The organism is Sinorhizobium arboris LMG 14919 (assembly GCF_000427465.1).
Classification (GTDB): Bacteria; Pseudomonadota; Alphaproteobacteria; order Rhizobiales; family Rhizobiaceae; genus Sinorhizobium; species Sinorhizobium arboris.
In genome coordinates this window covers 2,050,993-2,073,172 of record NZ_ATYB01000014.1, presented here as the reverse complement: position 1 = coordinate 2,073,172, position 22,180 = coordinate 2,050,993, and the positions used below count along the sequence as shown (strand labels likewise).

19 protein-coding genes are annotated in these 22,180 nt (G+C 62.9%); 17 read left to right on the top strand and 2 right to left on the bottom strand.

The window, feature by feature from the left end; genetic code table 11:
• Window positions 1-2: 2 nt before the first annotated feature.
• The 3 genes from murG to murB are packed head-to-tail and all read left to right on the top strand — an operon-like array spanning window position 3 to window position 3,510.
• Window positions 3-1,127, top strand: coding sequence for an undecaprenyldiphospho-muramoylpentapeptide beta-N-acetylglucosaminyltransferase (gene murG, locus SINAR_RS0121395; RefSeq protein WP_028000964.1), 1,125 nt, complete (start codon window positions 3-5; stop codon window positions 1,125-1,127).
• Window positions 1,124-2,539: a UDP-N-acetylmuramate--L-alanine ligase gene (gene murC, locus SINAR_RS0121390; protein ID WP_028000963.1), complete on the top strand. Its 1,416-nt coding sequence runs from the start codon at window positions 1,124-1,126 to the stop codon at window positions 2,537-2,539. Before murG ends, murC begins: the two co-directional genes overlap by 4 nt.
• Entirely contained in the window at window positions 2,536-3,510 is a 975-nt protein-coding gene (murB, locus tag SINAR_RS0121385) for a UDP-N-acetylmuramate dehydrogenase (protein ID WP_028000962.1), read from the top strand. The genes murC and murB overlap by 4 nt, the downstream gene beginning before the upstream one ends.
• A gap of 70 nt (window positions 3,511-3,580) precedes the next feature.
• Here the strand turns inward: murB and SINAR_RS0121380 are convergent, their stop codons facing one another.
• Window positions 3,581-4,891: an MFS transporter gene (locus SINAR_RS0121380; protein ID WP_028000961.1), complete on the bottom strand. Its 1,311-nt coding sequence runs from the start codon at window positions 4,889-4,891 to the stop codon at window positions 3,581-3,583.
• A gap of 397 nt (window positions 4,892-5,288) precedes the next feature.
• On the opposite strand from SINAR_RS0121380, the gene aqpZ reads away from it, so the two are divergent.
• From aqpZ to ligA, 9 genes are all read left to right on the top strand, one after another.
• The gene (gene aqpZ / locus SINAR_RS0121375; RefSeq protein WP_028000960.1) at window positions 5,289-5,975 is read left to right on the top strand and encodes an aquaporin Z; all 687 of its coding nucleotides are present in this window, start codon (window positions 5,289-5,291) and stop codon (window positions 5,973-5,975) included.
• 355 nt (window positions 5,976-6,330) lie between these two features.
• Window positions 6,331-7,257 (top strand): D-alanine--D-alanine ligase, encoded by a 927-nt coding sequence (locus SINAR_RS0121370; protein WP_028000959.1) that lies wholly within the window; start codon window positions 6,331-6,333, stop codon window positions 7,255-7,257.
• Window positions 7,245-8,174, top strand: a complete 930-nt coding sequence (gene ftsQ, locus SINAR_RS0121365; protein ID WP_028000958.1) for a cell division protein FtsQ — start codon at window positions 7,245-7,247, stop codon at window positions 8,172-8,174. Before SINAR_RS0121370 ends, ftsQ begins: the two co-directional genes overlap by 13 nt.
• Window positions 8,171-9,499: a cell division protein FtsA gene (gene ftsA / locus SINAR_RS0121360; RefSeq protein WP_028000957.1), complete on the top strand. Its 1,329-nt coding sequence runs from the start codon at window positions 8,171-8,173 to the stop codon at window positions 9,497-9,499. Before ftsQ ends, ftsA begins: the two co-directional genes overlap by 4 nt.
• Window positions 9,500-9,591: 92 nt before the next feature.
• Complete coding sequence (ftsZ, locus tag SINAR_RS0121355; protein WP_028000956.1) at window positions 9,592-11,364, top strand: cell division protein FtsZ; 1,773 nt, start codon at window positions 9,592-9,594, stop codon at window positions 11,362-11,364.
• Between the two features lie 427 nt (window positions 11,365-11,791).
• Window positions 11,792-12,745 carry a UDP-3-O-acyl-N-acetylglucosamine deacetylase gene (gene lpxC, locus SINAR_RS0121350; RefSeq protein ID WP_028000955.1) on the top strand — a complete coding sequence of 318 codons (954 nt, stop codon included), beginning with the start codon at window positions 11,792-11,794 and terminating at the stop codon, window positions 12,743-12,745.
• A gap of 266 nt (window positions 12,746-13,011) precedes the next feature.
• Window positions 13,012-13,878, top strand: coding sequence for an outer membrane protein assembly factor BamD (locus SINAR_RS0121345; RefSeq protein ID WP_028000954.1), 867 nt, complete (start codon window positions 13,012-13,014; stop codon window positions 13,876-13,878).
• A 35-nt stretch (window positions 13,879-13,913) separates the two neighbouring features.
• Window positions 13,914-15,587, top strand: a complete 1,674-nt coding sequence (gene recN, locus SINAR_RS0121340) for a DNA repair protein RecN (RefSeq protein ID WP_028000953.1) — start codon at window positions 13,914-13,916, stop codon at window positions 15,585-15,587.
• Window positions 15,588-15,708: 121 nt separating this feature from the next.
• Window positions 15,709-17,862, top strand: coding sequence for an NAD-dependent DNA ligase LigA (ligA, locus tag SINAR_RS0121335; RefSeq protein ID WP_028000952.1), 2,154 nt, complete (start codon window positions 15,709-15,711; stop codon window positions 17,860-17,862).
• A gap of 62 nt (window positions 17,863-17,924) precedes the next feature.
• Here the strand turns inward: ligA and SINAR_RS0121330 are convergent, their stop codons facing one another.
• Complete coding sequence (locus SINAR_RS0121330; RefSeq protein ID WP_028000951.1) at window positions 17,925-18,329, bottom strand: VOC family protein; 405 nt, start codon at window positions 18,327-18,329, stop codon at window positions 17,925-17,927.
• Between the two features lie 349 nt (window positions 18,330-18,678).
• On the opposite strand from SINAR_RS0121330, the gene panC reads away from it, so the two are divergent.
• From panC to SINAR_RS0121305, 5 genes are all read left to right on the top strand, one after another.
• Window positions 18,679-19,554, top strand: a complete 876-nt coding sequence (panC, locus tag SINAR_RS0121325; RefSeq protein WP_028000950.1) for a pantoate--beta-alanine ligase — start codon at window positions 18,679-18,681, stop codon at window positions 19,552-19,554.
• 2 nt (window positions 19,555-19,556) lie between these two features.
• Window positions 19,557-20,378, top strand: a complete 822-nt coding sequence (gene panB / locus SINAR_RS0121320; RefSeq protein ID WP_028000949.1) for a 3-methyl-2-oxobutanoate hydroxymethyltransferase — start codon at window positions 19,557-19,559, stop codon at window positions 20,376-20,378.
• A 222-nt stretch (window positions 20,379-20,600) separates the two neighbouring features.
• Window positions 20,601-21,317, top strand: a complete 717-nt coding sequence (locus SINAR_RS0121315; RefSeq protein ID WP_028000948.1) for an AzlC family ABC transporter permease — start codon at window positions 20,601-20,603, stop codon at window positions 21,315-21,317.
• 3 nt (window positions 21,318-21,320) lie between these two features.
• On the top strand, window positions 21,321-21,629 hold the full coding sequence (locus tag SINAR_RS0121310; RefSeq protein ID WP_028000947.1) for an AzlD family protein: 309 nt from the start codon (window positions 21,321-21,323) through the stop codon (window positions 21,627-21,629).
• A gap of 116 nt (window positions 21,630-21,745) precedes the next feature.
• Complete coding sequence (locus tag SINAR_RS0121305; RefSeq protein WP_028000946.1) at window positions 21,746-21,985, top strand: PA2433 domain-containing protein; 240 nt, start codon at window positions 21,746-21,748, stop codon at window positions 21,983-21,985.
• The last annotated feature ends 195 nt before the right edge of the window (window positions 21,986-22,180 follow it).

Genomic DNA, 22,180 nt, shown 5'->3' with positions numbered 1-22,180 from the left:
ACATGGATAAAGGCATCATTCTTCTTGCCGCCGGAGGCACCGGCGGGCACCTCTTTCCAGCCGAGGCGCTGGCCCATGAGCTGAAAGCGTCGGGCTATTCCGTTCATCTGGTGACGGACAGCCGTGCCGAACGCTTCGCGGGCAAGTTTCCCGCCGACGAGATACATGTGGTGCCGTCGGCGACGATCGGTTCGAAGAATCCGGTGAAACTCGCCCGGTCGATGTGGAAGCTATGGACGGGCCTGAGAGCGGCCCGGCGGCTGATTGCAGGGCTTAAGCCCAGAGCCGTCGTCGGCTTCGGCGGCTATCCGACGGTGCCGCCTCTGCTCGCCGCGACGGGCATGGGCGTTCCGTCGATCATCCACGAACAGAACGCAGTCATGGGCCGTGCCAACAAAATGCTTGCGTCGCGCGTTCAGGCCGTAGCCGGCGGTTTTCTTCCGGAAGGCGCCGGAGCCTTCGCTGCAAAGACCGTGGCGACCGGAAACCCCGTGCGTCCCGCGGTGTTGGAAGCGGCCGGGCTTCCCTATGCGCCGGCCGCCGCCGATGCGCCCTTTCACCTCGTGGTCTTCGGCGGCAGTCAGGGCGCGCAATTTTTCTCGAAAACGGTGCCGCAGGCGGTCTGCAGGCTGGACGACGCGCTGCGTCAGCGGCTGAAGGTGACGCAGCAGGCCCGGCCCGAGGACCGGGAAGGCGTCATCGCGACCTACGAGAAGCTCGGCGTTCCCGCGGAGGTATCCCCCTTCTTCACCGATATGGCGGGGCGGATCGCTTCGGCGCAGCTCGTCATCTGCCGCTCGGGCGCTTCCACCGTTTCGGAAATCGCGGTCATCGGCCGGCCGGCGATCCTGGTTCCGTATCCCTACGCTCTCGACCACGATCAGGCAGCCAATGCGGCGGCACTCGCCGCAAGGGGCGGGGCGCGCGTGATCGCCCAGGCGGAGCTCGGCGCCGAGCGCCTCGCAGGCATCCTTGCGGATGCGATGAGCAATCCGGATGCACTGACGCAGATGGCGGCCGGTGCCCGCCAGACCGGCAAGCCGGATGCCGCGCGCTTGCTTGCCTTGCTGGTAGAGGCTATTGCCAGCGGCTCCACAGTCGCCAAGTTCAAGGAAACACGCTCATGAAGATGCCGAAGACGATCGGGCTCGTACATTTCATTGGTATCGGCGGCATCGGCATGAGCGGTATTGCCGAGGTACTGCACAATCTCGGCCATCGCGTGCAGGGTTCCGATCAGGCCGACAGCGCCAATGTGCAGCGCCTGCGGGAAAAGGGCATCAGCGTCTTCGTCGGGCACAAAGCGGAGAATCTCGGCGACGCCGAGGTGGTCGTCGTCTCGACGGCGATCAAGAAGGACAATCCCGAGCTCATCGCCGCGCGCGAGAAATTCCTGCCGGTCGTGCGCCGGGCCGAGATGCTTGCCGAGCTCATGCGTTTCCGCAATGCGATCGCGATCGGCGGCACTCATGGCAAGACGACGACGACCTCGATGGTCGCCGCCCTGCTCGATGCCGGCGGCCTCGACCCGACTGTCATCAACGGCGGCATCATCAACGCTTACGGTACCAATGCGCGCATGGGTGCGGGCGAATGGATGGTGGTCGAGGCGGACGAATCCGACGGAACGTTCCTGAAGCTGCCGGCCGACATCGCGGTCGTCACCAATATCGATCCCGAACATCTTGACCATTACGGCAGTTTCGACGCGGTGCGCTCGGCTTTCCGGCAGTTCGTCGAGAACGTGCCCTTTTACGGTTTTGGCGTGCTGTGTCTCGATCATCCGGAAGTCCAGTCCATGGTCGGCAAGATCGAGGACAGGAAAGTCGTCACCTACGGCGAAAACCCGCAGGCGGACGTGCGCTTTCACAATATCCGCATGGACGGTGCGACCTCCGTCTTCGATATCGAGATCCGCCGCCGCCGGACGGGCCAGGTGATCGAGATCAGGGATCTCAGGCTGCCGATGCCCGGTCGCCACAACGTCTCGAATGCCACGGCCGCCGTGGCGGTCGCGCAGCGTCTCGGCATTAAGCCCGAGGACATTGCGAGGGGCCTTGCCTCGTTCGGCGGCGTCAAACGCCGTTTCACACTGACGGGCGAATGGAACGGCGCGCGCATCTTCGACGATTACGGTCATCATCCGGTCGAGATCAAGGCGGTCCTGAGGGCGGCGCGGGAGGCTTGCCAGGGGCGGATCGTCGCGGTCCACCAGCCGCATCGCTACTCGCGCCTGTCGAGCCTCTTCGAGGACTTCACTTCCTGCTTCAACGACGCCGATACGATCCTGCTTGCCCCGGTCTATGCGGCCGGCGAGGAAGCGATAGAGGGCGTCAATTCCGAAGCGCTTGTCGACCGCATCAAGGCCGCCGGCCATCGCGATGCGCGCCATGTCCCGGGACAGGAGGCACTTGCGCCCGTTATCGCCAAGATTGCACAGCCGGGCGATTTTGTGGTTCTCTTGGGAGCTGGCAGCATCACCTATTGGGCCGCGGCCTTGCCCGAGCAGCTCGCGGAAATTTCAGGAAGTCGAGCATGAAACAGGTCAATGGTCTAAAACTTCTCGATTCGCTCGGAGACGGCGTCGGGGCAATCCGCGGCCGTATCACGCCCGATGCTCCGATGGATCGCGTCACCTGGTTTCGTGCGGGCGGTCTCGCCGAGCTCATGTTCCAGCCGCACGATACCGACGATCTCGTCGCCTTCCTGAAGCTCGTGCCCGAAGAGGTGCCGGTTATGGTCGTCGGCGTGGGCTCCAACCTGCTCGTACGCGACGGCGGTATTCCCGGCGTCGTCATCCGGCTTTCGGCAAAGGGCTTCGGCGATCTCGAACTCGCCGGTGAAAACCGCATCAAGGCGGGCGCGATCTGCCCGGACAAGAATATCGCCGCCATGGCGCTCGACCACGGCATAGGCGGTTTCTATTTCTACTACGGCATTCCCGGTTCGATCGGCGGCGCACTCCGCATGAATGCCGGCGCCAACAGCGGCGAAACCAGCGAGCGCGTCGTCGAAGTCCATGCCGTCGACCGCAAGGGCAACAGGCATGTCCTCAGCAAAGCGGAAATGGGCTATGGCTATCGCCACTCCGACGCGGCAAAGGATCTGATTTTCACGCATGCGATCTTCGAGGGCTACGCGGAAGACAAGACCAAGATCCGCAACGATATGGATGCCGTGCGCCAGCATCGCGAAACGGTGCAGCCGATCCGGGAGAAGACCGGCGGCTCCACTTTCAAGAACCCCGAGGGCCATTCCGCCTGGAAACTGATCGACGAGGCCGGCTGCCGCGGGATGATGATCGGCAATGCCCAGATGTCGCCGCTTCACTGCAATTTCATGATCAATACCGGACAGGCGACGGGTTACGAGCTCGAATATCTCGGCGAGACCGTGCGCCAGCGGGTGATGGAGCATTCCGGTGTCAAGCTGGAATGGGAGATCAAGCGGGTCGGCAATTTCATGCCGGGCTACGAGATCAAGGATTTCCTCGGCCGGGCCGCGGCCTGAGCCGAAAACGAGGATCAAAAGGAAGGCCGCGGCGGAAGACCGTCGCGGCCTTTTTCAGTATCCTGCCTGCTCAGGCCGAGACTTCTTCTTCGCTCGAAAGCAAGAGGCAGGCGAGCGTTATCAGCGCCGCCGCAAGCAGGTAGTAGCCGACATGGCCGAGGCTGTAATTGGTCGCGAGCCAGGTGGCGATATAGGGCGCCAGTGACGCACCGAAGATGCCGGCGAGATTGAAGGTCATCGAGGCGCCGGTATAGCGCACTGCCGTCGGGAAGGGCGCTGCCAGTGCCGCGCCGATCGGCCCGTAGGTGAGGCCCATCAGCCCCAGGCCGACGATGGAGAACACGAAGGCTCCGCCGAGACCGGACGACAGGAGCGGCGCCATGAAGAGACCGAAAACGCCGATGCCGATCGTCGTCAGCACGAGGACGAGCCGGCGGCCGAAGCGGTCCGAGAGGATGCCGGAAACCGGAATCATCAGGCCGAAGAAAACGACGCCAGTCATCTGCACGACCAGAAACTGTTCGCGCGAGTAGCCGAGCTTCGTGGTACCCCAGGAGAGCGAGAAGACCGTCATCAGATAGAACAGGACGAAGGTCGCGAGCGCAACGAAGGTGCCGAGCACGAGGCTTCGCTTGTGCGAGCGGAAGATCGCCGCTACCGGCACCTCAACCCGCTCGTGCTTGTCGATCGCCTTCTGGAATTCCGGCGTTTCGGCGATCTTCAGGCGGACATAGAGACCGACGATCACGAGCAGCACGCTGGCGATGAAGGGAACGCGCCAGCCCCAGGCGAGGAAGGCTTCTTCGCTCATGACCTCGCCGAGGATGAGGAAGGTTCCGGCCGACAGGATGAAGCCGATCGGCGCGCCGAGTTGCGGGAACATGGCATACCAGCTCCGCTTGCCCTCCGGCGCATTCTCGGTAGCAAGCAACACCGCGCCGCCCCATTCGCCGCCGAGGCCGAGGCCCTGGCCGAAGCGGCAGAGAGCAAGGAGCAGCGGTGCCACGACGCCGATCGTCGAATAGGTGGGCAGCAGGCCGATGACGACCGTCGAAATGCCCATGGTCATCAGCGCGGCGACGAGCGTCGCCTTCCGGCCGATCCTGTCGCCGAAATGGCCGAAGATCACGGCGCCGAGGGGGCGGGCGAAGAAGGCGATCGAGAAGGTGGCGAGGGACTGCAGCATTGCCGAGGTCGGATCGGCTGCCGGGAAGAAGAGGTGCGGAAAGATGATTACCGCTGCGGTCGCATAGACATAGAAGTCGAAGAATTCGATCGTCGTGCCGACGAGGCTGGCGAACAGCACCCGGGCAGGGGAGTTCACGGCCTGCCGATGCAACGCACCATCCTGCGGCGACAGCGAGGTTGTCGCGTCTGTCATTGGTTCGTTCCTGGAGCAATTCCCGGGAAAGCGGGTCCCCCGTCCGGAATTGCGTAGTTTCAGAGGGTTAGATCAGTTCGCTGTCCCATGGACATGAGGAAACGATCTGGCGGTTATGCCGTCTTGGGAGGAGGGCGGCCGGTTCTTAGCGCAAGTTTTCACATCGAGAAAGACCGATTTCGTAAGAAATGCGAACTAAATAGGTTCGTACGAGAAGCAATATTCCACCGGCGTGTCGCTTCCTGTTCGTTCGGGCGGCCGGCACTCCGCTTACGCGGATTTTTTGTGCTTCCCGTATTGCGGGCATCGCCCGCAAATACATCTCCTGCTTGACGAGAATCGAATACTGTCGAACTCTCACCCGCGAAGCGTTTTGCTTCGGTTTTGGGGGAAGTTCATGTCCAAGAAGCTTTTTGTGGAATTTCTCGGCACTTTCTGGCTCGTCCTGGGAGGGTGCGGCAGCGCTGTGCTTGCCGCCGCCTTTCCGGAGGTCGGCATCGGTCTGCTTGGCGTCTCCTTTGCCTTCGGTCTTACCGTCCTGACGATGGCCTATGCCGTCGGTGGCATTTCGGGCGGGCATTTCAATCCGGCGGTGTCCCTCGGGCTTGCAGTCGCAGGCCGATTTCCGGCGGCGAGCCTGCTCGGTTACGTCATCGTCCAGGTCGTGGGGGCGATCGCGGCGGCTGCGGTGCTCTATCTCGTCGCCAGCGGCAAAGCCGATTTCCAGCTCGGCGGCTTTGCCGCCAATGGTTACGGCGAGCACTCGCCGGGCGGCTACTCCTTGACGGCGGCGCTCGTCACCGAAGTCGTCATGACTGCCTTTTTCCTGCTTATCATTCTTGGATCCACGCATGGCCGCGTGCCTGTGGGCTTCGCGCCCATCGCCATCGGTCTGGCGCTGACCTTGATTCACCTCGTCTCGATCCCGGTAACCAACACTTCCGTCAATCCGGCTCGATCGACCGGGCAGGCGCTGTTCGTCGGCGATTGGGCGATTTCTCAGCTCTGGCTCTTCTGGGTCGCACCGCTGATCGGTGCAGCCATCGCCGGAATCGTATGGAAGATCGTCGGCGACGAAGCATAAATCACGAGCGGGTCGTCCACGCAGTTTTTCATCCGGCGCCACCCGAAAGGGGCTGGAGCGCCTGCTCATAATCATACAGAGCCCGCCTGCGCGCGCAGGCGGGCTCGATCTTTCTTGAGATTATTTCCCTTGCAAGCCACAGAAAGCTCTGATTCAGCTAGGAAATCTTGTCTTTGTTTGATTCTTGGCGGGTGTCGCCAAAGCGCGTTTCGCGGCGAGAGTTAACCAAAGTAAACACTTCATTAACCATAATGTCGTTGTAGTGGTTCTACGCGGCGGTCTCGCGAATCGAGGCTTCGAAATCAGCCAGGTGCAAGCAAGCTTCGCGATAGTGGCGTATTGTTTGGGGGTTTGAATGAGCAGCAAGCATGTTGCTGTCCTGTTGGGCGGATTTTCCTCGGAGAGGCCGGTGAGCCTGTCTTCGGGGACGGCTTGCGCGGATGCCCTGGAGGCCGAAGGCTATCGCGTCACGCGCCTCGATGTCGGCCGCGACGTCGCAGCGGTTCTTCAGGATTTGCGCCCCGATGTCGTCTTCAACGCGCTTCACGGACCATTCGGCGAGGACGGGACGATCCAGGGCATTCTCGAGTATCTCGAGATTCCCTATACCCATTCGGGCGTTCTGGCCTCGGCCCTGGCGATGGACAAGGCGCTGGCAAAGCATGTCGCCGAGGCTGCCGGCATTCCGGTTGCCGAGGCGGTGGTCATGGACCGGCGCAGCTTCGGCAATCAGCATCCGATGAAGCCGCCTTACGTGGTGAAGCCGGTCCGTGAGGGATCGAGCTTCGGCGTGGTGATCGTCAAGGAGGACCAGCCCCATCCGCCTCAGGTGATCACCTCCAGCGAATGGCGCTACGGCGATCGCGTCATGGTCGAGCGTTATGTTGCCGGCCGCGAATTCACCTGCGGTGTCATGGGCGATGTCGCCCTCGGTGTCACCGAGATCATTCCGCAGGGGCATGCCTTCTACGATTACGACTCGAAATACGTAAAAGGCGGTTCGAAACACGTCATTCCGGCACAGGTTTCACCAAATATTTACCAAAGAATACAAACACTCGCGTTGAAGGCGCATCAGGCGATCGGTTGCCGCGGCGTCAGCCGGTCCGACTTTCGTTTCGACGATCGCGGAAATGGTGAGGGCGAGTTGATCTGGCTCGAGATCAACACCCAGCCCGGCATGACCCCAACATCCCTGGTGCCCGAAATGGCGCAGCATGCGGGCCTTCAGTTCGGTGAATTTCTCAGGTGGATGGTGGAGGACGCGTCGTGCTTGCGTTGAGGGGCAGAAGGGGCAAGAGGGTTCGTTACCCGGCCGGCGGTGTCGCCGAGGCGGATGAAGCGTTCGTCCTGCCGCGGCCGCTGCGCAAGGGCGTACGATTTCTCGTCAGCCTGGGCGCCGGTCGAATCCGCTTTCCGAATCATACCGGAACGGTGTCCGCTGCAGCCTTTCTGCTGGCGACGGGTCTTTACGGAATGTCGCTCGGCGGCCACACCCAGAGCTTCGCGCAAGTCTCGACGACTGCCGCCGGATTCGCAATCGAGGACGTCCGCGTCTCCGGCAATGCGCAGACCTCCGAGATCGACATCCTCCAGCAGCTCGGTCTGGACGGCACGACGTCTTTGGTGGCGCTCGACATCGAGGAAGCGCGCCGGCTGATAGGCGAGCTGCCCTGGGTCGAGACCGTCACGGTGCGCAAGATTTATCCGGGCACGATCGAGGTCGTTCTCAAGGAGCGCGAAGCCTTCGGCATCTGGCAGCATGGATCGGATCTCTCCCTCATAGAGCGCAGCGGCAGCGTCATCGCGCCGCTCAGGGACAACAAGTTCGCCAGCCTGCCGCTTTTCGTCGGCCGGGACGCCGAGACGGCTGCGGCCGCATTTTACGATGAATTTTCCCGCTGGCCGGAGTTTCGCTCCCGCGTCAAGGCCTTCTTGCGCGTGGCTGGGCGCCGCTGGGACCTGCGCCTCCACAACGGCGTCGTCGTGAAGCTTCCGGAAAAGAATGTCGCTCGCGCGATGAGCGTGCTTGCCGGCATGGAAGATGCGCATCAGTTGCTCGAGCGCGATATTGCTGCTGTCGATCTCAGGCTCGAAGACCGCACGACCGTACAGCTGACCCCGGACGCGGTGAAGCGCCGGGAAGTCGCGCTCAAGGCGAGGGAGAAGATGCTGAAAGCCCAGGAGAAGCGGATATGAGTCTGTTCGGTTCCGCCAATTTCGGCCTTCCGCGTCTGAAGCCCGTGCCCTCCAAGCGGTCGCACGTCGTTTCGGTGCTCGATATCGGCTCGACGAAGGTGGTATGCATGATCGGCCGCCTGACGCCGCGCGCCGAGAGCCAGATCCTGCCCGGACGCACGCACAATATCGAGGTGATCGGCATCGGCCACCAGAAGTCGCGCGGCGTCAAGAACGGCGTCATCGCCGACCTCGACGCGGTCGAAAGCGTCGTCCGGCTTGCGGTCGATGCGGCCGAGCGCATGGCGGGACTGACGATCGACAGCCTTATCGTGAATGTTTCCGCCGGCCGCCTGCAAAGCGACGTCTACACCGCCACGATCGATCTCGGGGGGCAGGAGGTCGAGGCGAACGATCTGAAGAAGGTGCTCGCTGCCGCGGGTCATCAGTCGCTGCGTACCGATCGGGCCATCCTGCACTCTCTGCCGACCGGCTTCTCGCTCGACGGCGAGCGCGGCATTCGCGACCCCCTGGCCATGTTCGGTGACGTGCTCGGCGTCGACATGCATGTGCTGACGGCAGAGCGGCCCGCGCTGAAGAACCTCGAACTGTGCGTCAATCGCGCCCACCTTTCGGTCGAGGGCATGGTTGCGACCCCCTATGCCAGCGGCCTTGCTGCATTGGTGGACGACGAGGTCGAGCTCGGATGCGCTGCGATCGACATGGGCGGCGGTACGACGACCATCTCGGTTTTCGCCGAAGGCAGGCTCGTCCATGCGGACGCGGTCGGCCTTGGCGGCCACCATGTTACCACCGACCTTGCGCGCGGCCTGTCCACCCGCATCGAGGATGCCGAGCGCCTGAAGGTCGTGCACGGTTCGGCGCTCCCGAACAGCGCCGACGAGCGCGATATCATTTCGGTTCCACCGATCGGCGAGGATGATCGCGACCAGCCGACACACGTGCCGCGCGCGCTGGTCTCGCGCATCGTGCGCGCTCGCATCGAGGAGACGCTGGAGCTCATTCGCGACCGGATCCAGCGGTCCGGCTTCAGCCCGATCGTCGGCAAGCGCATCGTTTTGACGGGGGGCGCCAGCCAATTGACGGGACTGCCGGAAGCGGCGCGGCGCATTCTTGCGCGCAATGTCCGCATCGGCCGTCCGCTCGGCGTATCCGGGCTGCCGGCCGCCGCCAAGGGCCCGGCCTTCTCCACGGCCGTCGGACTGATGATCTACCCTCAGGTCGCCGACCTCGAGACGCATGCGGCCGGTAGCGGCATGTTCTCCGCGCTCGGCGCCAACAGCCGTTTTGCCCGGATGGGGCAATGGCTGAAAGAAAGTTTCTAGATCGCTCGGCATCGCCGAACGAGACAGGTGTTCGAGTTTGAAGGAATTGGCCGGCTCGGCAAGGCGGCCAGGGAAAGAGAAGGAACAGGACTATGGCCATCAACTTGCAGAAGCCGGACATTACCGAGCTGAAGCCGCGTATCACGGTCTTCGGCGTCGGCGGCGGCGGCGGCAACGCCGTCAACAACATGATCACCGCCGGGCTCCAGGGCGTCGATTTCGTCGTCGCCAATACGGATGCCCAGGCACTGACCATGACCAAGGCCGAGCGGATCATCCAGATGGGTGTCGCCGTCACCGAAGGTCTTGGTGCAGGCTCGCAGCCGGAAGTCGGCCGTGCGGCGGCTGAAGAATGCATCGACGAGATCATCGACCACCTGCAGGGCACGCATATGTGCTTCGTCACCGCCGGTATGGGCGGCGGCACCGGCACGGGTGCCGCTCCGATCGTCGCTCAAGCCGCCCGCAACAAGGGTATTCTCACGGTCGGCGTCGTCACCAAGCCCTTCCATTTCGAAGGCGGACGCCGCATGCGCATCGCCGATCAGGGCATCGCCGATCTGCAGAAGTCGGTCGACACCCTGATCGTCATCCCGAACCAGAATCTCTTCCGCATCGCCAACGACAAGACGACGTTCGCGGACGCCTTCGCCATGGCCGATCAGGTTCTTTATTCGGGCGTCGCCTGCATCACCGACCTCATGGTAAAGGAAGGCCTCATCAATCTCGATTTCGCCGACGTCCGCTCGGTGATGCGCGAAATGGGCCGCGCGATGATGGGTACGGGCGAAGCCTCCGGCGAAGGCCGTGCAATGGCCGCTGCGGAAGCGGCGATCGCCAACCCGCTCCTCGACGAAACTTCGATGAAGGGCGCTCAAGGTCTGCTCATCTCCATCACCGGCGGTCGCGACCTCACGCTCTTCGAAGTGGATGAGGCTGCGACGCGTATCCGCGAGGAGGTCGACCCGGACGCCAACATCATCCTCGGCGCGACCTTCGACGAAGAGCTCGAAGGCCTCATTCGGGTTTCCGTCGTCGCCACCGGTATCGACCGCACGGCCGCGGAGGTGGCTGGCCGCTCCGCCGACTTTCGTCCGGTAGCGCAGAAGCCGATCGTCCGTCCGTCCGCCGCTGTCCCGGTCCAGCCGCAGCCGATCGTATCCCAGCAGCCGGCTCCGCAGCCGCAGCCGGTGCAGCAGGCGGTCCAGCAGCAGAATGTCGACCACATCGCGCTTGCGATCCGCGAGGCCGAAATGGAGCGCGAGCTCGACATTGCTGCGCGCGCCCAGGTCGCCGCACCGGCGCCGCAGCCGCAGCCGCAACTGCAGGAAGAGACCTTCCGGCCGCAGAGCAAGCTCTTCGCCGGCGTTGCTCCCGCCGAAGCCGCTCCGGTCATGCGGCCCGCGCAGCCGGCACCGCGTCCGGTCGAGATGCAGGCGCCTGTCCAGCCGCAGATGCAGGCCCAGCCGCTCCGGCAGGAGCCCGCCCCGGTCGTGCGCCAGCAGGCCGAGCCGGTACGCATGCCGAAGGTCGAGGATTTTCCACCGGTCGTGAAGGCTGAAATGGATCACCGCACGCAGCCGGCGCCCATGCATCAGGATGAGCGCGGACCGAGGCGTCTCCTGGACAAGATCACGAGTTCGCTCGGGCTGCGCGAGCGGGAAGGGACGAATGTGTCGTCCGACATGACCGCCGCAGCGCCAAGCGCTGCCTCGCAACAGCGTCGGCCGCTGTCGCCGGAAGCCAGTCTCTATGCGCCGCGTCGCGGCCAGCTCGACGATCACGGTCGCGCTGCGCCGCAGATGCGGTCGCACGAAGACGATCAACTCGAAATCCCGGCGTTCCTGCGCCGCCAGTCGAGCTGATACCTGCAGCGCCGTGCGTCCAATCAGACGCGCAACTTTGCTGTAGTACTTTCAGCCGCTGCAGATTTTTCTTGAGCCGGCTTCGACTCAGGAAGACATGCAGAGGCTGTTCCTTCACCTTGCCGATGCCCGGGCGCCAGCCCGGGCATTTTTAGATTTTCGATGTGATTTCAGTGGATTGGGATTTGTGTTGTGCGCATATGAATTGCGTAACAAAACGAAACGAACAGTGATTTGGAATGGTGCCTCCAACCTTTTATTTTCAGCATCGGAATTGGGGACGCATACGATTCGATCGGGCGCTGTTAGTTCGAAGACGAGGTTTCGGCCTGCTGGCGCGAGATCCCGGTACTTCGCTTTGTGTCTTGAGTACCGTTGCGCCCTTCAGGAATTTGGCCGAAGGCCGCCTTGATTGAAAGTGACGAGAATGGGAATCGAACTGCTCGGGTTTCAGACGACGATTGCAAACCCGATAGCCCTCAAGGGAATTGGCGTTCACTCCGGTACGGAGGTCGAGATCACCTTCCATCCGGCCGATGCCGATGCGGGGATCGTGTTCCAGCGGGTGCTTGCCGGCGGACGGGTCAGCGAATTCCGGGCCGTCTCGTCGCAGGTCGGCAATACCGATCTCTGCACCGTCCTCGGTCTCTCGCCTGCGACCTCGATCGCGACGATCGAGCATGTCATGGCGGCGGTCTATGCGCTTGGTCTTGATAACCTGCTGATCGAGGTGCATGGCGCTGAAATGCCTATTATGGATGGCAGCTCCGCGCCCTTTATCGAAGCGATCGAGCAGGCGGGCATTCATTCGCTTGCGGAGAAGCGCCGCTATATCCGCATCCTCAAGCCGGTACGCATCGAATCCGGTGCCTCGTGGTCGGAGTTCACGCCCTATGACGGCATGCGCTTCGAAGTCGAGATCGACTTCGACTGCCCGCTGATCGGTCGCCAGGCCTGGAAGGGCGACATGACGCCTTCCGTTTTCAAGCGGGAGCTGTCGCGGGCGCGCACCTTCGGCTTCATGCGCGACGTGGAGCGGCTCTGGGCGGGCGGATTCGCGCTCGGCTCGTCGCTCGATAACTCCGTGGTGATCTCGGACGACAACGCGGTCATTAACGTCGAGGGTCTGCGTTATACGGACGAGTTCGTGCGGCACAAGACGCTCGATGCCGTCGGCGATCTTTCCTTGGCCGGCGCGCCTTTCCTTGGCTGCTACCGCTCCTATCGCGGCGGGCACCGGATGAATGCTAATGCCCTCAAGGCATTGCTCAGCGATCCGACCGCCTATGAGGTGGTGGAAACGGCAACGCCGCGCCAGCGTACGCGTTCGCGGGATATGGTGGCGGTTGCCGCTGCGGACTTCGCGCCCTGGTCTGCATGACAACAGTGAAGATATTCCTTCTCCAGTCGCCGGCCGAAAGGCCGGCTTTTTCAAGCTGATTCGATAATAGCCCGGGCAGCGCGTGTTCTTCGGTACCGATTTCGTGGTGCGAGAGGCGCATTACACATCGGAAATGGGGTGCAGTGCTGCAGGGCGCCACAAATTTGCATGAATTGCCGATCATGACGTTGCGGTCTTGAGGTAACTTGCTCTAAAACGCGCAAGTCTGGCGGGATGCTAGCCGCTGAGTGAAACGGGAATATCCGATGGTTCTTGCAGTTTCTGTCGACATAAGAAAATCAGCGCGCGTCGCCGCGGTCGTCCTGGCGGCCGTCGCCGGCTCCAGTCTGATCACGGCCTGCCAGAACGATCCGGATATCGACATCACCAAACTCGCGGCCGAGACCGATCCGCCGGATGTGCTGTACAATCAAGGCCTCGCAAACCTGAATGCCGGGAAGACGACCGAAGCGGCGCGGAAGTTCGAGGCGATCGACAAGCAGCACCCGTTCTCCGAATATGCCCGAAAAGCGCTGGTGATGAATGCATTCGTTTCCTATCGCAACGGCCAGTATCAGGACGCGATCAACTCGACCAACCGCTACCTGAACCTTTATCCGCAGTCGGAAGATGCGGCCTACGCGCAATATATCCAGGGCCTCGCCTACACGAAGCAGATTCCGTCGGTGACGCAGGATCAACGGCCGGCCGCACGTGCGATCGAGGCGATGCAGACCGTCGTCGACAAGTATCCGGACTCGGAATATGTCGAGGATGCTCAGGCCAAGATCCGCTTCGCGCGCGACCAGCTCGCCGGCAAGGAGATGCAGGTCGGCCGCTATTATCTCGAGCGCAAGGAATACCTTGCCGCCATTTCGCGCTTCCGGACCGTCGTCGAGCGCTATCCGACCACCAATCAGGTCGAAGAGGCGCTCGCCCGTCTCGTCGAAGCCTATTACGCGATGGGCGTGACTGGCGAAGCTCAGACGGCGGCAGCGGTTCTCGGACATAACTACCCTGACAGCCAATGGTATGCCGACTCATACAAGCTGCTGCAATCCGGCGGGCTTGAGCCGCGCGAAACCGGTACGTCCTGGATCGCTCGCGCGGGCAAGAACCTAATCGGCGCGTGATTTCCCGGCGCCTGACAACGAAGATATGAAACCGGATGCTCGCCCAGCTCGCGATCCGCGATATCGTCCTGATCGAACGGCTTGACCTCAGCTTCGATGCCGGGCTTTCGGTGCTGACCGGCGAAACCGGCGCGGGCAAATCCATTCTTCTCGACAGTCTGTCGCTCGCGCTGGGGGGGCGCGGCGACGGTTCGCTGGTGCGCCACGGCGAGGACAGGGGTCAGGTTACCGCTGTATTCGACGTCCCGGCCGGCCATGCGGCGCGGCTATTCCTGCGGGAGAACGGCATCGATGACGATGGCGATCTGATCTTCCGCCGCGTGCAGTCGGCGGACGGCCGTACCAAGGCCTTCATAAACGACCAGCCGGTGAGCGTGCAGCTGATGCGGCAGGTCGGCCAGGCACTCGTCGAAATTCATGGTCAGCATGACGATCGGGCGCTTGTCGACACCGATGCTCACCGGACGCTGCTCGACGCGTTCGGCGGCACGACGGAAGCGGCTCAAGAGGTTGCAACCCTCTACCGCACCTGGAAGGAGGCCGAGCGAGGCCTGAGGAAGCATCGGGAAAAGGTAGAGGCGGCAGCCCGCGAAGCGGACTATCTGCGTTCCTCCGTAGAGGAGCTCGAAACGCTTTCGCCGCGCGACGGCGAAGAGGAGGAACTTGCCGAGGCCCGGGCCCGGATGATGAAGGTCGAGCGGATCGCCGGCGACATCAGCGAGGCATCCGAATTTCTGAACGGCAACGCCTCGCCGGTACCGCTCATTGCGTCGCTGGTCCGGCGGCTCGAGCGCAAGAGCCATGAGGCGCCCGGTCTGCTCGAAGAGACGGTCGAACTACTGGACGGCGCTCTGAACCAGCTTGCGGATGCCCAGATGGCGGTCGAGCGCGCGCTCCGCAACACCGAATTCGATCCGAAGGAACTCGAGCGCGTCGAGGAGCGGCTTTTTGCGCTGCGCGCCGCGAGCCGCAAATATTCGGTTCCCGTGACCGAACTGCCGGCGCTCGCCGTGCGGATGATCGCCGATCTTGCCGATCTCGACGCCGGCGAAGAAAAGCTGAAGCAACTCGAAATACAGGTCGCAGAAGCCAGGGCCGCTTTCGACCTTGCAGCCCGGTCGCTTTCCGAGAAGCGCCACAATACGGCTGCCGCACTTTCCGCAGCCGTCATGGAAGAACTGCCGGCACTGAAGCTCGAACGCGCCCGCTTCATGGTGGAGGTGACGAGCGACCCGGCGTCGCCGACGCCCGACGGGATCGATGCGGTCGAGTTTCACGTCCAGACCAATCCCGGCACCAGACCGGGGCCGATCATGAAGGTCGCTTCGGGTGGCGAGCTTTCGCGCTTCCTGCTCGCCCTGAAAGTGGCGCTCGCCGATCGCGGTTCCGCGCCGACGCTCGTCTTCGACGAGATCGATACCGGCGTCGGCGGTGCCGTGGCGGATGCGATCGGCCAGCGCTTGAAGCGTCTTTCGAAAACCGTTCAGGTGCTTTCGGTCACCCATGCGCCGCAGGTCGCGGCGCGTGCGGCGACGCATCTCCTGATCTCGAAGGGGCCGTCCGCGGAAAAGACCGAGATGATCGCGACCCGTGTCGCCCGCATGGACGACGCGGCACGTACCGAGGAGATCGCCCGCATGCTCGCCGGCGCCTCGATCACCGAGGAGGCGAGGGCGGCGGCAGCGCGGTTGCTCGCCGGCAACGGCTGATAACCCCCGCTTTTCTTTCGCGGCGCTGCAGCACTTGGAACCGCTGCATGATTCCTCAAATCGATTCCGATTTGAGGAATCATGCAGTAAAAAGCGATTCCAGAGTTCCGGAGTCGCGTCCATGTTGAATCAAAGAAAACCCGTCGAGCAATTGACCGAAACGGAAGCTGCCGAGGAGCTCGCTTCCCTGGCGGCGGAGCTTGCCCGCCACGACACGCTCTATCACGGCAAGGATGCTCCGGAGATTTCGGATGCGGACTACGATGCGCTGAAGCGGCGGAACGACCGCATCGAGGAGCGCTTTCCTGCGCTTGTTCGTGAGGACAGCCCCTCCCGGAAAGTCGGTGCCGCACCTTCGCTGACCTTCGCGCCGGTCGTTCATGCGCGGCCGATGCTTTCTCTCGACAACACTTTCTCGGACGAAGATGCCCGGGCGTTCGTCGCCGGAGTCTACCGCTTCCTCGGCCGGCTTCCGGACGGCTCGATCGCCTTCACGGCCGAGCCAAAGATCGACGGGTTGTCCATGTCGCTGCGCTACGAAAACCGGCGACTCGTCACGGCTGCGACCCGCGGCGACGGCACGACCGGCGAGAACGTGACGGCGAATGTCCGCACCATCGGCATGATCCCGCAGACGCTTCCTGCGGGAGCGCCCGATGTCGTGGAGATCCGCGGCGAGATCTATATGGCGAAATCGGACTTCGCTGCGCTCAATGCCGAAATGGCGGCACAGGGCAGGCCCCTCTATGTCAACCCGCGCAATACGGCATCCGGTTCACTCCGCCAGCTCGACGCCAAGGTGACCGCGAGCCGCAAGCTGCGCTTCTTCGCCTATGCCTGGGGCGAGATGTCGGCGATGCCGGCGGATACGCAGCTTGGCATGGTGGAGACTTTCAAGACCTGGGGATTCCCGGTCAATCCGCTGATGCAGCGCTTCTTCTCCGCCGACGAGCTTCTGGAGCATTATCACCAGATCGAGCGGGAACGTCCGGACCTCGACTACGATATCGACGGCGTCGTCTACAAGGTCGACCGGCTCGATCTGCAGGCCAGGCTCGGCTTCCGCTCGCGCAGCCCGCGTTGGGCGACGGCGCACAAATTTCCGGCCGAGCAGGCTTTCACGCGCCTCAAGGGCATCGACATCCAGGTCGGCCGTACCGGCGCGCTGACGCCCGTCGCGCGGCTGGAACCGATCACCGTCGGCGGCGTCGTCGTAACCAATGCGACGCTGCACAACGAGGACTATATCCGGGGCATCGGCAATACCGGCGAAGCGATCCGCGAGGGGCGCGACATCCGCATCGGCGATATGGTTATCGTTCAGCGGGCGGGTGACGTGATCCCCCAGATCGTCGACGTGGTGATGGACGAGCGGCCGGAAGACGCCGAACCCTACAGGTTTCCGACGACGTGCCCGATCTGCGGCAGTCACGCGGTGCGCGACATCAACGAGAAGACGGGCAAGGTGGACGCCGTACGCCGCTGCACGGGCGGTTTCGTCTGCCGTGCGCAGGCGGTCGAGCATCTGAAGCATTTCGTCTCGCGCAATGCTTTCGACGTCGAAGGCCTCGGCTCCAAGCAGATCGAATTCTTCTTCGAAAGCGAGGACGAGAACCTGAGGATCCGCACCGCCCCTGAGATCTTCACGCTCGAACGCCGCCAGGAGGCATCGCTCAACAAGCTCGAAAACATCGACGGCTTCGGCAGGGTAAGCGTCCGCAAACTCTACGACGCGATCAATGCCCGCCGCTCGATAGCGCTTCACCGCTTGATCTACGCGCTCGGCATCCGCCATGTGGGCGAGACGACGGCCAAGCTGCTTGCGCGCTCCTATGGAAGCTACGAACACTTCGGCGCGGCCATGATCGAGGCGGGCGGCCTTTCGGGAGATGCCTGGAACGAACTGAACAGCATCGACGGCATCGGCGAGGTGGTCGCTCGCGCCATTGTCGAATTCTACAAGGAGCCGCGCAACCTGAAGGTCGTTTCCGAGTTGCTGGAGGAGGTTACGCCCGAGAGCGCGGACTTGCCCGTGGCGACCGACAGTCCCGTTGCCGGCAAAACGGTGGTCTTCACCGGCTCGCTCGAAAAGATGACGCGCGAGGAGGCGAAGGCGAAAGCGGAGAGCCTCGGCGCCAAGGTTGCGGGCTCGGTCTCGAAGAAGACCGACATCGTCGTCGCAGGCCCCGGCGCCGGCTCGAAGCTCGACAAAGCCCGCGAACTCGGCGTTCAGACGATGGACGAGGACGAGTGGCTGGCGCTGATTGGCGGATAATGTGTTCGGTTGGCCGCATCCGCCGGCAGGCGGACGCGGGTAACCGCGTGAGGCTTAAATCGTCAGGCCTGTTGCTGCGCCGCCATGTCCATCCACATGAATTCCCAGACGTGGCCGTCGAGGTCCTGAAAGCTGATGCCGTACATGAAGCCATAGTCGATCGCCGGCTTCCACGGCTTGGCTCCCGCGGCAATCGCCTTGTCGAACATGTCGTCGCATTCGGCACGGCTCGCGGCGGAGAGCGCAGTGATGACCTCCGTGCCCTTCGCCGTATCGCTGATCTCGCCGACGATGAAGTTGCGGAACTTCGGCTCCGTCAGGAGCATGGCGAAGATGTTGTCGTCGATGACCATACAGGCGGCGGTCTCGTCGGAGAACTGCTCGTTGAATGTGAAGCCCAAAGCGGAGAAAAAAGACCGGGAGGCTTTCAGATCCTTGACCGGCAGGTTGACGAAAATCATGCGCATCGGATGCTCCTTGTTGAAGATGATCTTGCTTCGATGAACCCAAGGACGCAGGTGTTGGCCGCATGCCGACGGGTCCCGTCGAATTTTTTTCTATCCCGTCGTCGACGTCCGGCTGTGCCGATCGGCAGCCTGCCATTCGAATTGCGGAACCCCATTTCCGTTTGTATTTTTGCGCTGCACAAGATAGATCTTGCAGCCAAAATTTGTGCAATTGCCTTTTCGCGGGGCCGGCGCCTGCAGCCGCGCGTCACATCGGACGTGCAAGTGTCGCTGTAGCATTTTGACGATGCAGGAGCCATATCAGCGAAGCGGGGCGCGTCTTTCGTCCCGGCGGATTGGAGGGTCCGGAATGAGAACCATCACCACCATCGCCGAACTGCGCGAAGCGCTTGCGGAGCATCGGCGCGCGGGCAGGTCCGTCGGTCTGGTCCCCACTATGGGCTATCTTCATGTCGGCCATATGGAGCTCGTCCGCCGCGCCCGCAGCGAGAACGAGGTGGTCGTTGCCAGCATTTTTGTCAACCCGCTGCAGTTCGGCGCCAACGAGGATCTTGGCAGATACCCGCGCGACCTCGCCCGCGATCAGGCACTGCTGACGGATGGCGGCGTCGATTTCCTTTTCGCCCCCGGGGTTGCCGACATGTATCCGCGGCCGATGGAAACAGTGGTCGACGTGCCGAAGCTCGGCTCCGAGCTCGAAGGCGCGGTGAGGCCGGGCCATTTCGCGGGTGTCGCGACCGTCGTCACCAAGCTCTTCAATATCGTCCAGCCGGATCGCGCCTATTTCGGCGAAAAGGACTTCCAGCAGCTCCAGATCATCCGCCGCATGGTCGAGGATCTGGCGCAGCCGGTTGCGGTCGTCGGCGTGCCGACGGTGCGCGAGGAGGACGGGCTCGCCTGTTCGTCGCGCAATGTTTATCTGACGGCGGAAGAGCGGCTTGCAGCCGCGATCGTGCCGAAGGCGCTGGATGAGGCCGAACGACTGATCGCAAGCGGTATCACCGAACCGGCCGAGGTCGAGAAGCGTGTCGCGGAGTTTCTCGCGAGCGAGCCGCTGGCGCGGCCCGAAGTGGTGGCGCTGCGCGATCCGGAAACGCTTGAGCCGGTCAGCGACATCGAAGAAAAGCCGGTCCTGCTCCTGCTCTTCGTCCGCTTCGGCACGACGAAGCTGCTCGACAACCGCGTCATCGCCCCGAAATCCGCCCGTTTTGCAAAGGTAGCCTGAGAATGAGCGTCCAGACCACGAAACGGCGGCTTAGCCCCGCCAGCATCGAAGCCCTGAAGGGGGAGCGCCCGATCGTCAGCCTGACGGCCTATACGACGCCGATCGCACGGCTTCTCGATCCTCATGTGGACTTCCTCCTTGTCGGCGATTCGCTCGGCATGGTGCTTTACGGCCTCGACACGACCGTCGGCGTCACGCTCGACATGATGATCGCGCATGGACAGGCGGTCATGCGGGGTTCGGAGCGCTGTTGCGTCGTCGTCGACCTTCCTTTCGGCTCCTACCAGGAATCCAAGGAGCAGGCCTTCCGCAGTGCGGCGCGCATCCTGAAGGAAACGGGCTGCAGCGCCGTGAAGCTCGAGGGTGGAGCCGAGATGGCCGAGACGGTCGATTTCCTCGTCAGCCGTGGCATCCCCGTGCTGGGCCATGTCGGCTTGATGCCGCAGCTCGTCAACACGACCGGTGGCTATCGCTCGGTCGGCCGCAACGAGAAGGAAGTAGCAAAAATCCGCCGCGATGCAAAAGCGATCGACGATGCCGGCGCATTCGCCATCGTGGTTGAGGGGACGGTGGAGCCGGTTGCCCGCGAGATCACCTCCACGCTGCGCTCGCCGACCATCGGTATCGGTGCTTCGCCGGCATGTGATGGCCAGATCCTTGTGTCGGACGACATGCTGGGCCTCTTCAACGATTTCAAGCCACGCTTCGTCAAGCATTTCGCCGAGCTCGCGCCGGCCATCTCGAAGGCGGTTGAAGCCTATGCCAACGAGGTGAAGGCGCGTACCTTCCCCGGCATCGAGCACACGTTTCAGGTAAAGCGCTGATCCGGCCCGGGCGGGCGCTCTGCGTCCGCCCGCCCACTCTACCTATTAGAATCGACCACGTTCATGAATTCGGGTCGACCCGACCTAAACTCACGCAAACCATCAGAAAATTCAATCGCCGCATCAGCGTAATTGAATTGTCGCCGTGCGCGTCAGCCCCTATCTGTCCCGGCAGGCAATCTGCCGGCGTGCTCGTTATGAGCGGCCCCGCGGGAGAATTTCATGAGCAGAGGCGATTTCCGGGAAGGGCTGCGCGGCGGCTTTCCAATCATGCTGGCGGCATCCCCCTTCGGGGCGCTCTTCGGGGCGCTTGCGGTGGACAACGGTTTTTCGATCGCCGATGCGGTCTTCATGAGTGCCACCGTCTATGCGGGCGCGAGCCAGATGGTCGGCATCGAACTCTTCGGAAGCAACGTGCAGCCCTGGCTCGTGGTGCTCTCGGTCTTTGCGGTCAACTTCCGCCACGTGCTCTATTCCGCTTCTCTCGCCAGGCACATCCGCCATTTCAGCTTCGTTCAGAAGCTGATCGCCTTTTTCCTGCTCGTGGATCCGCAATATGCAGAGACCGAACAGCGCGGCCAGCGCGGATTGCCCGTCACTTTCGCCTGGTATGCGGGCTTCGGCATCGTGATCTATGTTCCCTGGATCATCAACACGCTGATCGGCGCGATCTTCGGGCAGCTGATCGGCGATCCCAAGGCGATCGGCCTCGATGTGCTCCTCCCGGTCTATTTCCTGGGGCTGGTGATGAGTTTCCGCACACGCGACCGCTTCCTGCCGATCGTGGCCGTGAGCGCCGTCGCTTCCGTTGCGGGGATGCATTTCGTCGGCTCTCCCTGGCATGTCAGCATCGGCGCACTTGCCGGCATTCTGCTTGCGGCCTGTCTGCCGCCGAAGCGGCCGGCGGTGCAGGTGCATGCCGCGGAAAAGGAGGCCTGATCCTTGGACGCGCAACATCTCAATCTGCTTTACCTCATCGTTGCAGCGGCGGTCGCCACGTATGTCACGCGCTTCGGCGGCTATGTGCTCATCACGCAGTTGAAGAACATACCGCCGCGGCTCGGGTCTGCGTTGAACGCCGTGCCGGCGGCCGTCCTGACAACGCTGGTGGCGCCGGCTTTCGTCTATGGCGGCATGGACGTCGCCGCGGCGATGCTCGTGGCCTTCGTGATCGGCCTGCGCTTCTCGACGCTTCGGATGCTGCTCGTCGGCTGGATCGCGGTGATGGCGATCCGACACCTGATTCTGTAGGCTTCTGACGCGGGAGCATGCGGATCGGCTGTCCGGATTGGCGTCGCGTCGGTTCTGGACTATCATCCACCCGTTGCCGGGGAGGCAGCCGCCCTCCGGCCCGCGGAGGAGCGACCATGATTACCAGAATTTCTGTTGCGCTGTTTCTCGCACTTGCACCTGTCACGGCGCTTGCCAACCAGTGTCCCGCCATGATGCAGGCAATCGACGCGGCCATGCCCAATGCCTCGCTGTCCGAGGCAGATATGGCAAAGGTCAAACAGTTGCGCCAGCAGGGCGAAGACCTGCACAAGGCCGGCGATCATGCCGGCTCCGAAGCAGCGCTCGGCCAAGCCAAGACGATGCTCGGTATCTGAACGAGAAGACGGGCCCGCGCCTGCTGTCAGGCCGCAGGACCGGCGAACGGCTACCGACAACGAAAAATCCGCGCCTGGGGCACGTCCAGCAAAGTGTGCAACGGCTTCCGCACGGACATGCATATATCAAAGGGTAGAGCGTTTCAGCGTAACATTGAAACGCCCTACCGGCGCGCGACGTCGGGGCGCGCCTGA

Bases quoted from the DNA above. Each gene is read 5' to 3' on its own strand.
- ftsA (WP_028000957.1), top strand. From the start codon at position 8,171: ATGAGTCTGTTCGGTTCCGCCAATTTCGGCCTTCCGCGTCTGAAGCCC.
- recN (WP_028000953.1), top strand. From the start codon at position 13,914: ATGCTCGCCCAGCTCGCGATCCGCGATATCGTCCTGATCGAACGGCTT.
- SINAR_RS0121380 (WP_028000961.1), bottom strand. From the start codon at position 4,891: ATGACAGACGCGACAACCTCGCTGTCGCCGCAGGATGGTGCGTTGCAT.
- panB (WP_028000949.1), top strand. From the start codon at position 19,557: ATGAGCGTCCAGACCACGAAACGGCGGCTTAGCCCCGCCAGCATCGAA.
- SINAR_RS0121305 (WP_028000946.1), top strand. From the start codon at position 21,746: ATGATTACCAGAATTTCTGTTGCGCTGTTTCTCGCACTTGCACCTGTC.
- murB (WP_028000962.1), top strand. From the start codon at position 2,536: ATGAAACAGGTCAATGGTCTAAAACTTCTCGATTCGCTCGGAGACGGC.
- panC (WP_028000950.1), top strand. From the start codon at position 18,679: ATGAGAACCATCACCACCATCGCCGAACTGCGCGAAGCGCTTGCGGAG.
- murC (WP_028000963.1), top strand. From the start codon at position 1,124: ATGAAGATGCCGAAGACGATCGGGCTCGTACATTTCATTGGTATCGGC.
- aqpZ (WP_028000960.1), top strand. From the start codon at position 5,289: ATGTCCAAGAAGCTTTTTGTGGAATTTCTCGGCACTTTCTGGCTCGTC.
- lpxC (WP_028000955.1), top strand. From the start codon at position 11,792: ATGGGAATCGAACTGCTCGGGTTTCAGACGACGATTGCAAACCCGATA.
- ftsZ (WP_028000956.1), top strand. From the start codon at position 9,592: ATGGCCATCAACTTGCAGAAGCCGGACATTACCGAGCTGAAGCCGCGT.
- murG (WP_028000964.1), top strand. From the start codon at position 3: ATGGATAAAGGCATCATTCTTCTTGCCGCCGGAGGCACCGGCGGGCAC.
- ligA (WP_028000952.1), top strand. From the start codon at position 15,709: ATGTTGAATCAAAGAAAACCCGTCGAGCAATTGACCGAAACGGAAGCT.
- SINAR_RS0121330 (WP_028000951.1), bottom strand. From the start codon at position 18,329: ATGCGCATGATTTTCGTCAACCTGCCGGTCAAGGATCTGAAAGCCTCC.
- SINAR_RS0121315 (WP_028000948.1), top strand. From the start codon at position 20,601: ATGAGCAGAGGCGATTTCCGGGAAGGGCTGCGCGGCGGCTTTCCAATC.
- SINAR_RS0121345 (WP_028000954.1), top strand. From the start codon at position 13,012: ATGGTTCTTGCAGTTTCTGTCGACATAAGAAAATCAGCGCGCGTCGCC.
- SINAR_RS0121370 (WP_028000959.1), top strand. From the start codon at position 6,331: ATGAGCAGCAAGCATGTTGCTGTCCTGTTGGGCGGATTTTCCTCGGAG.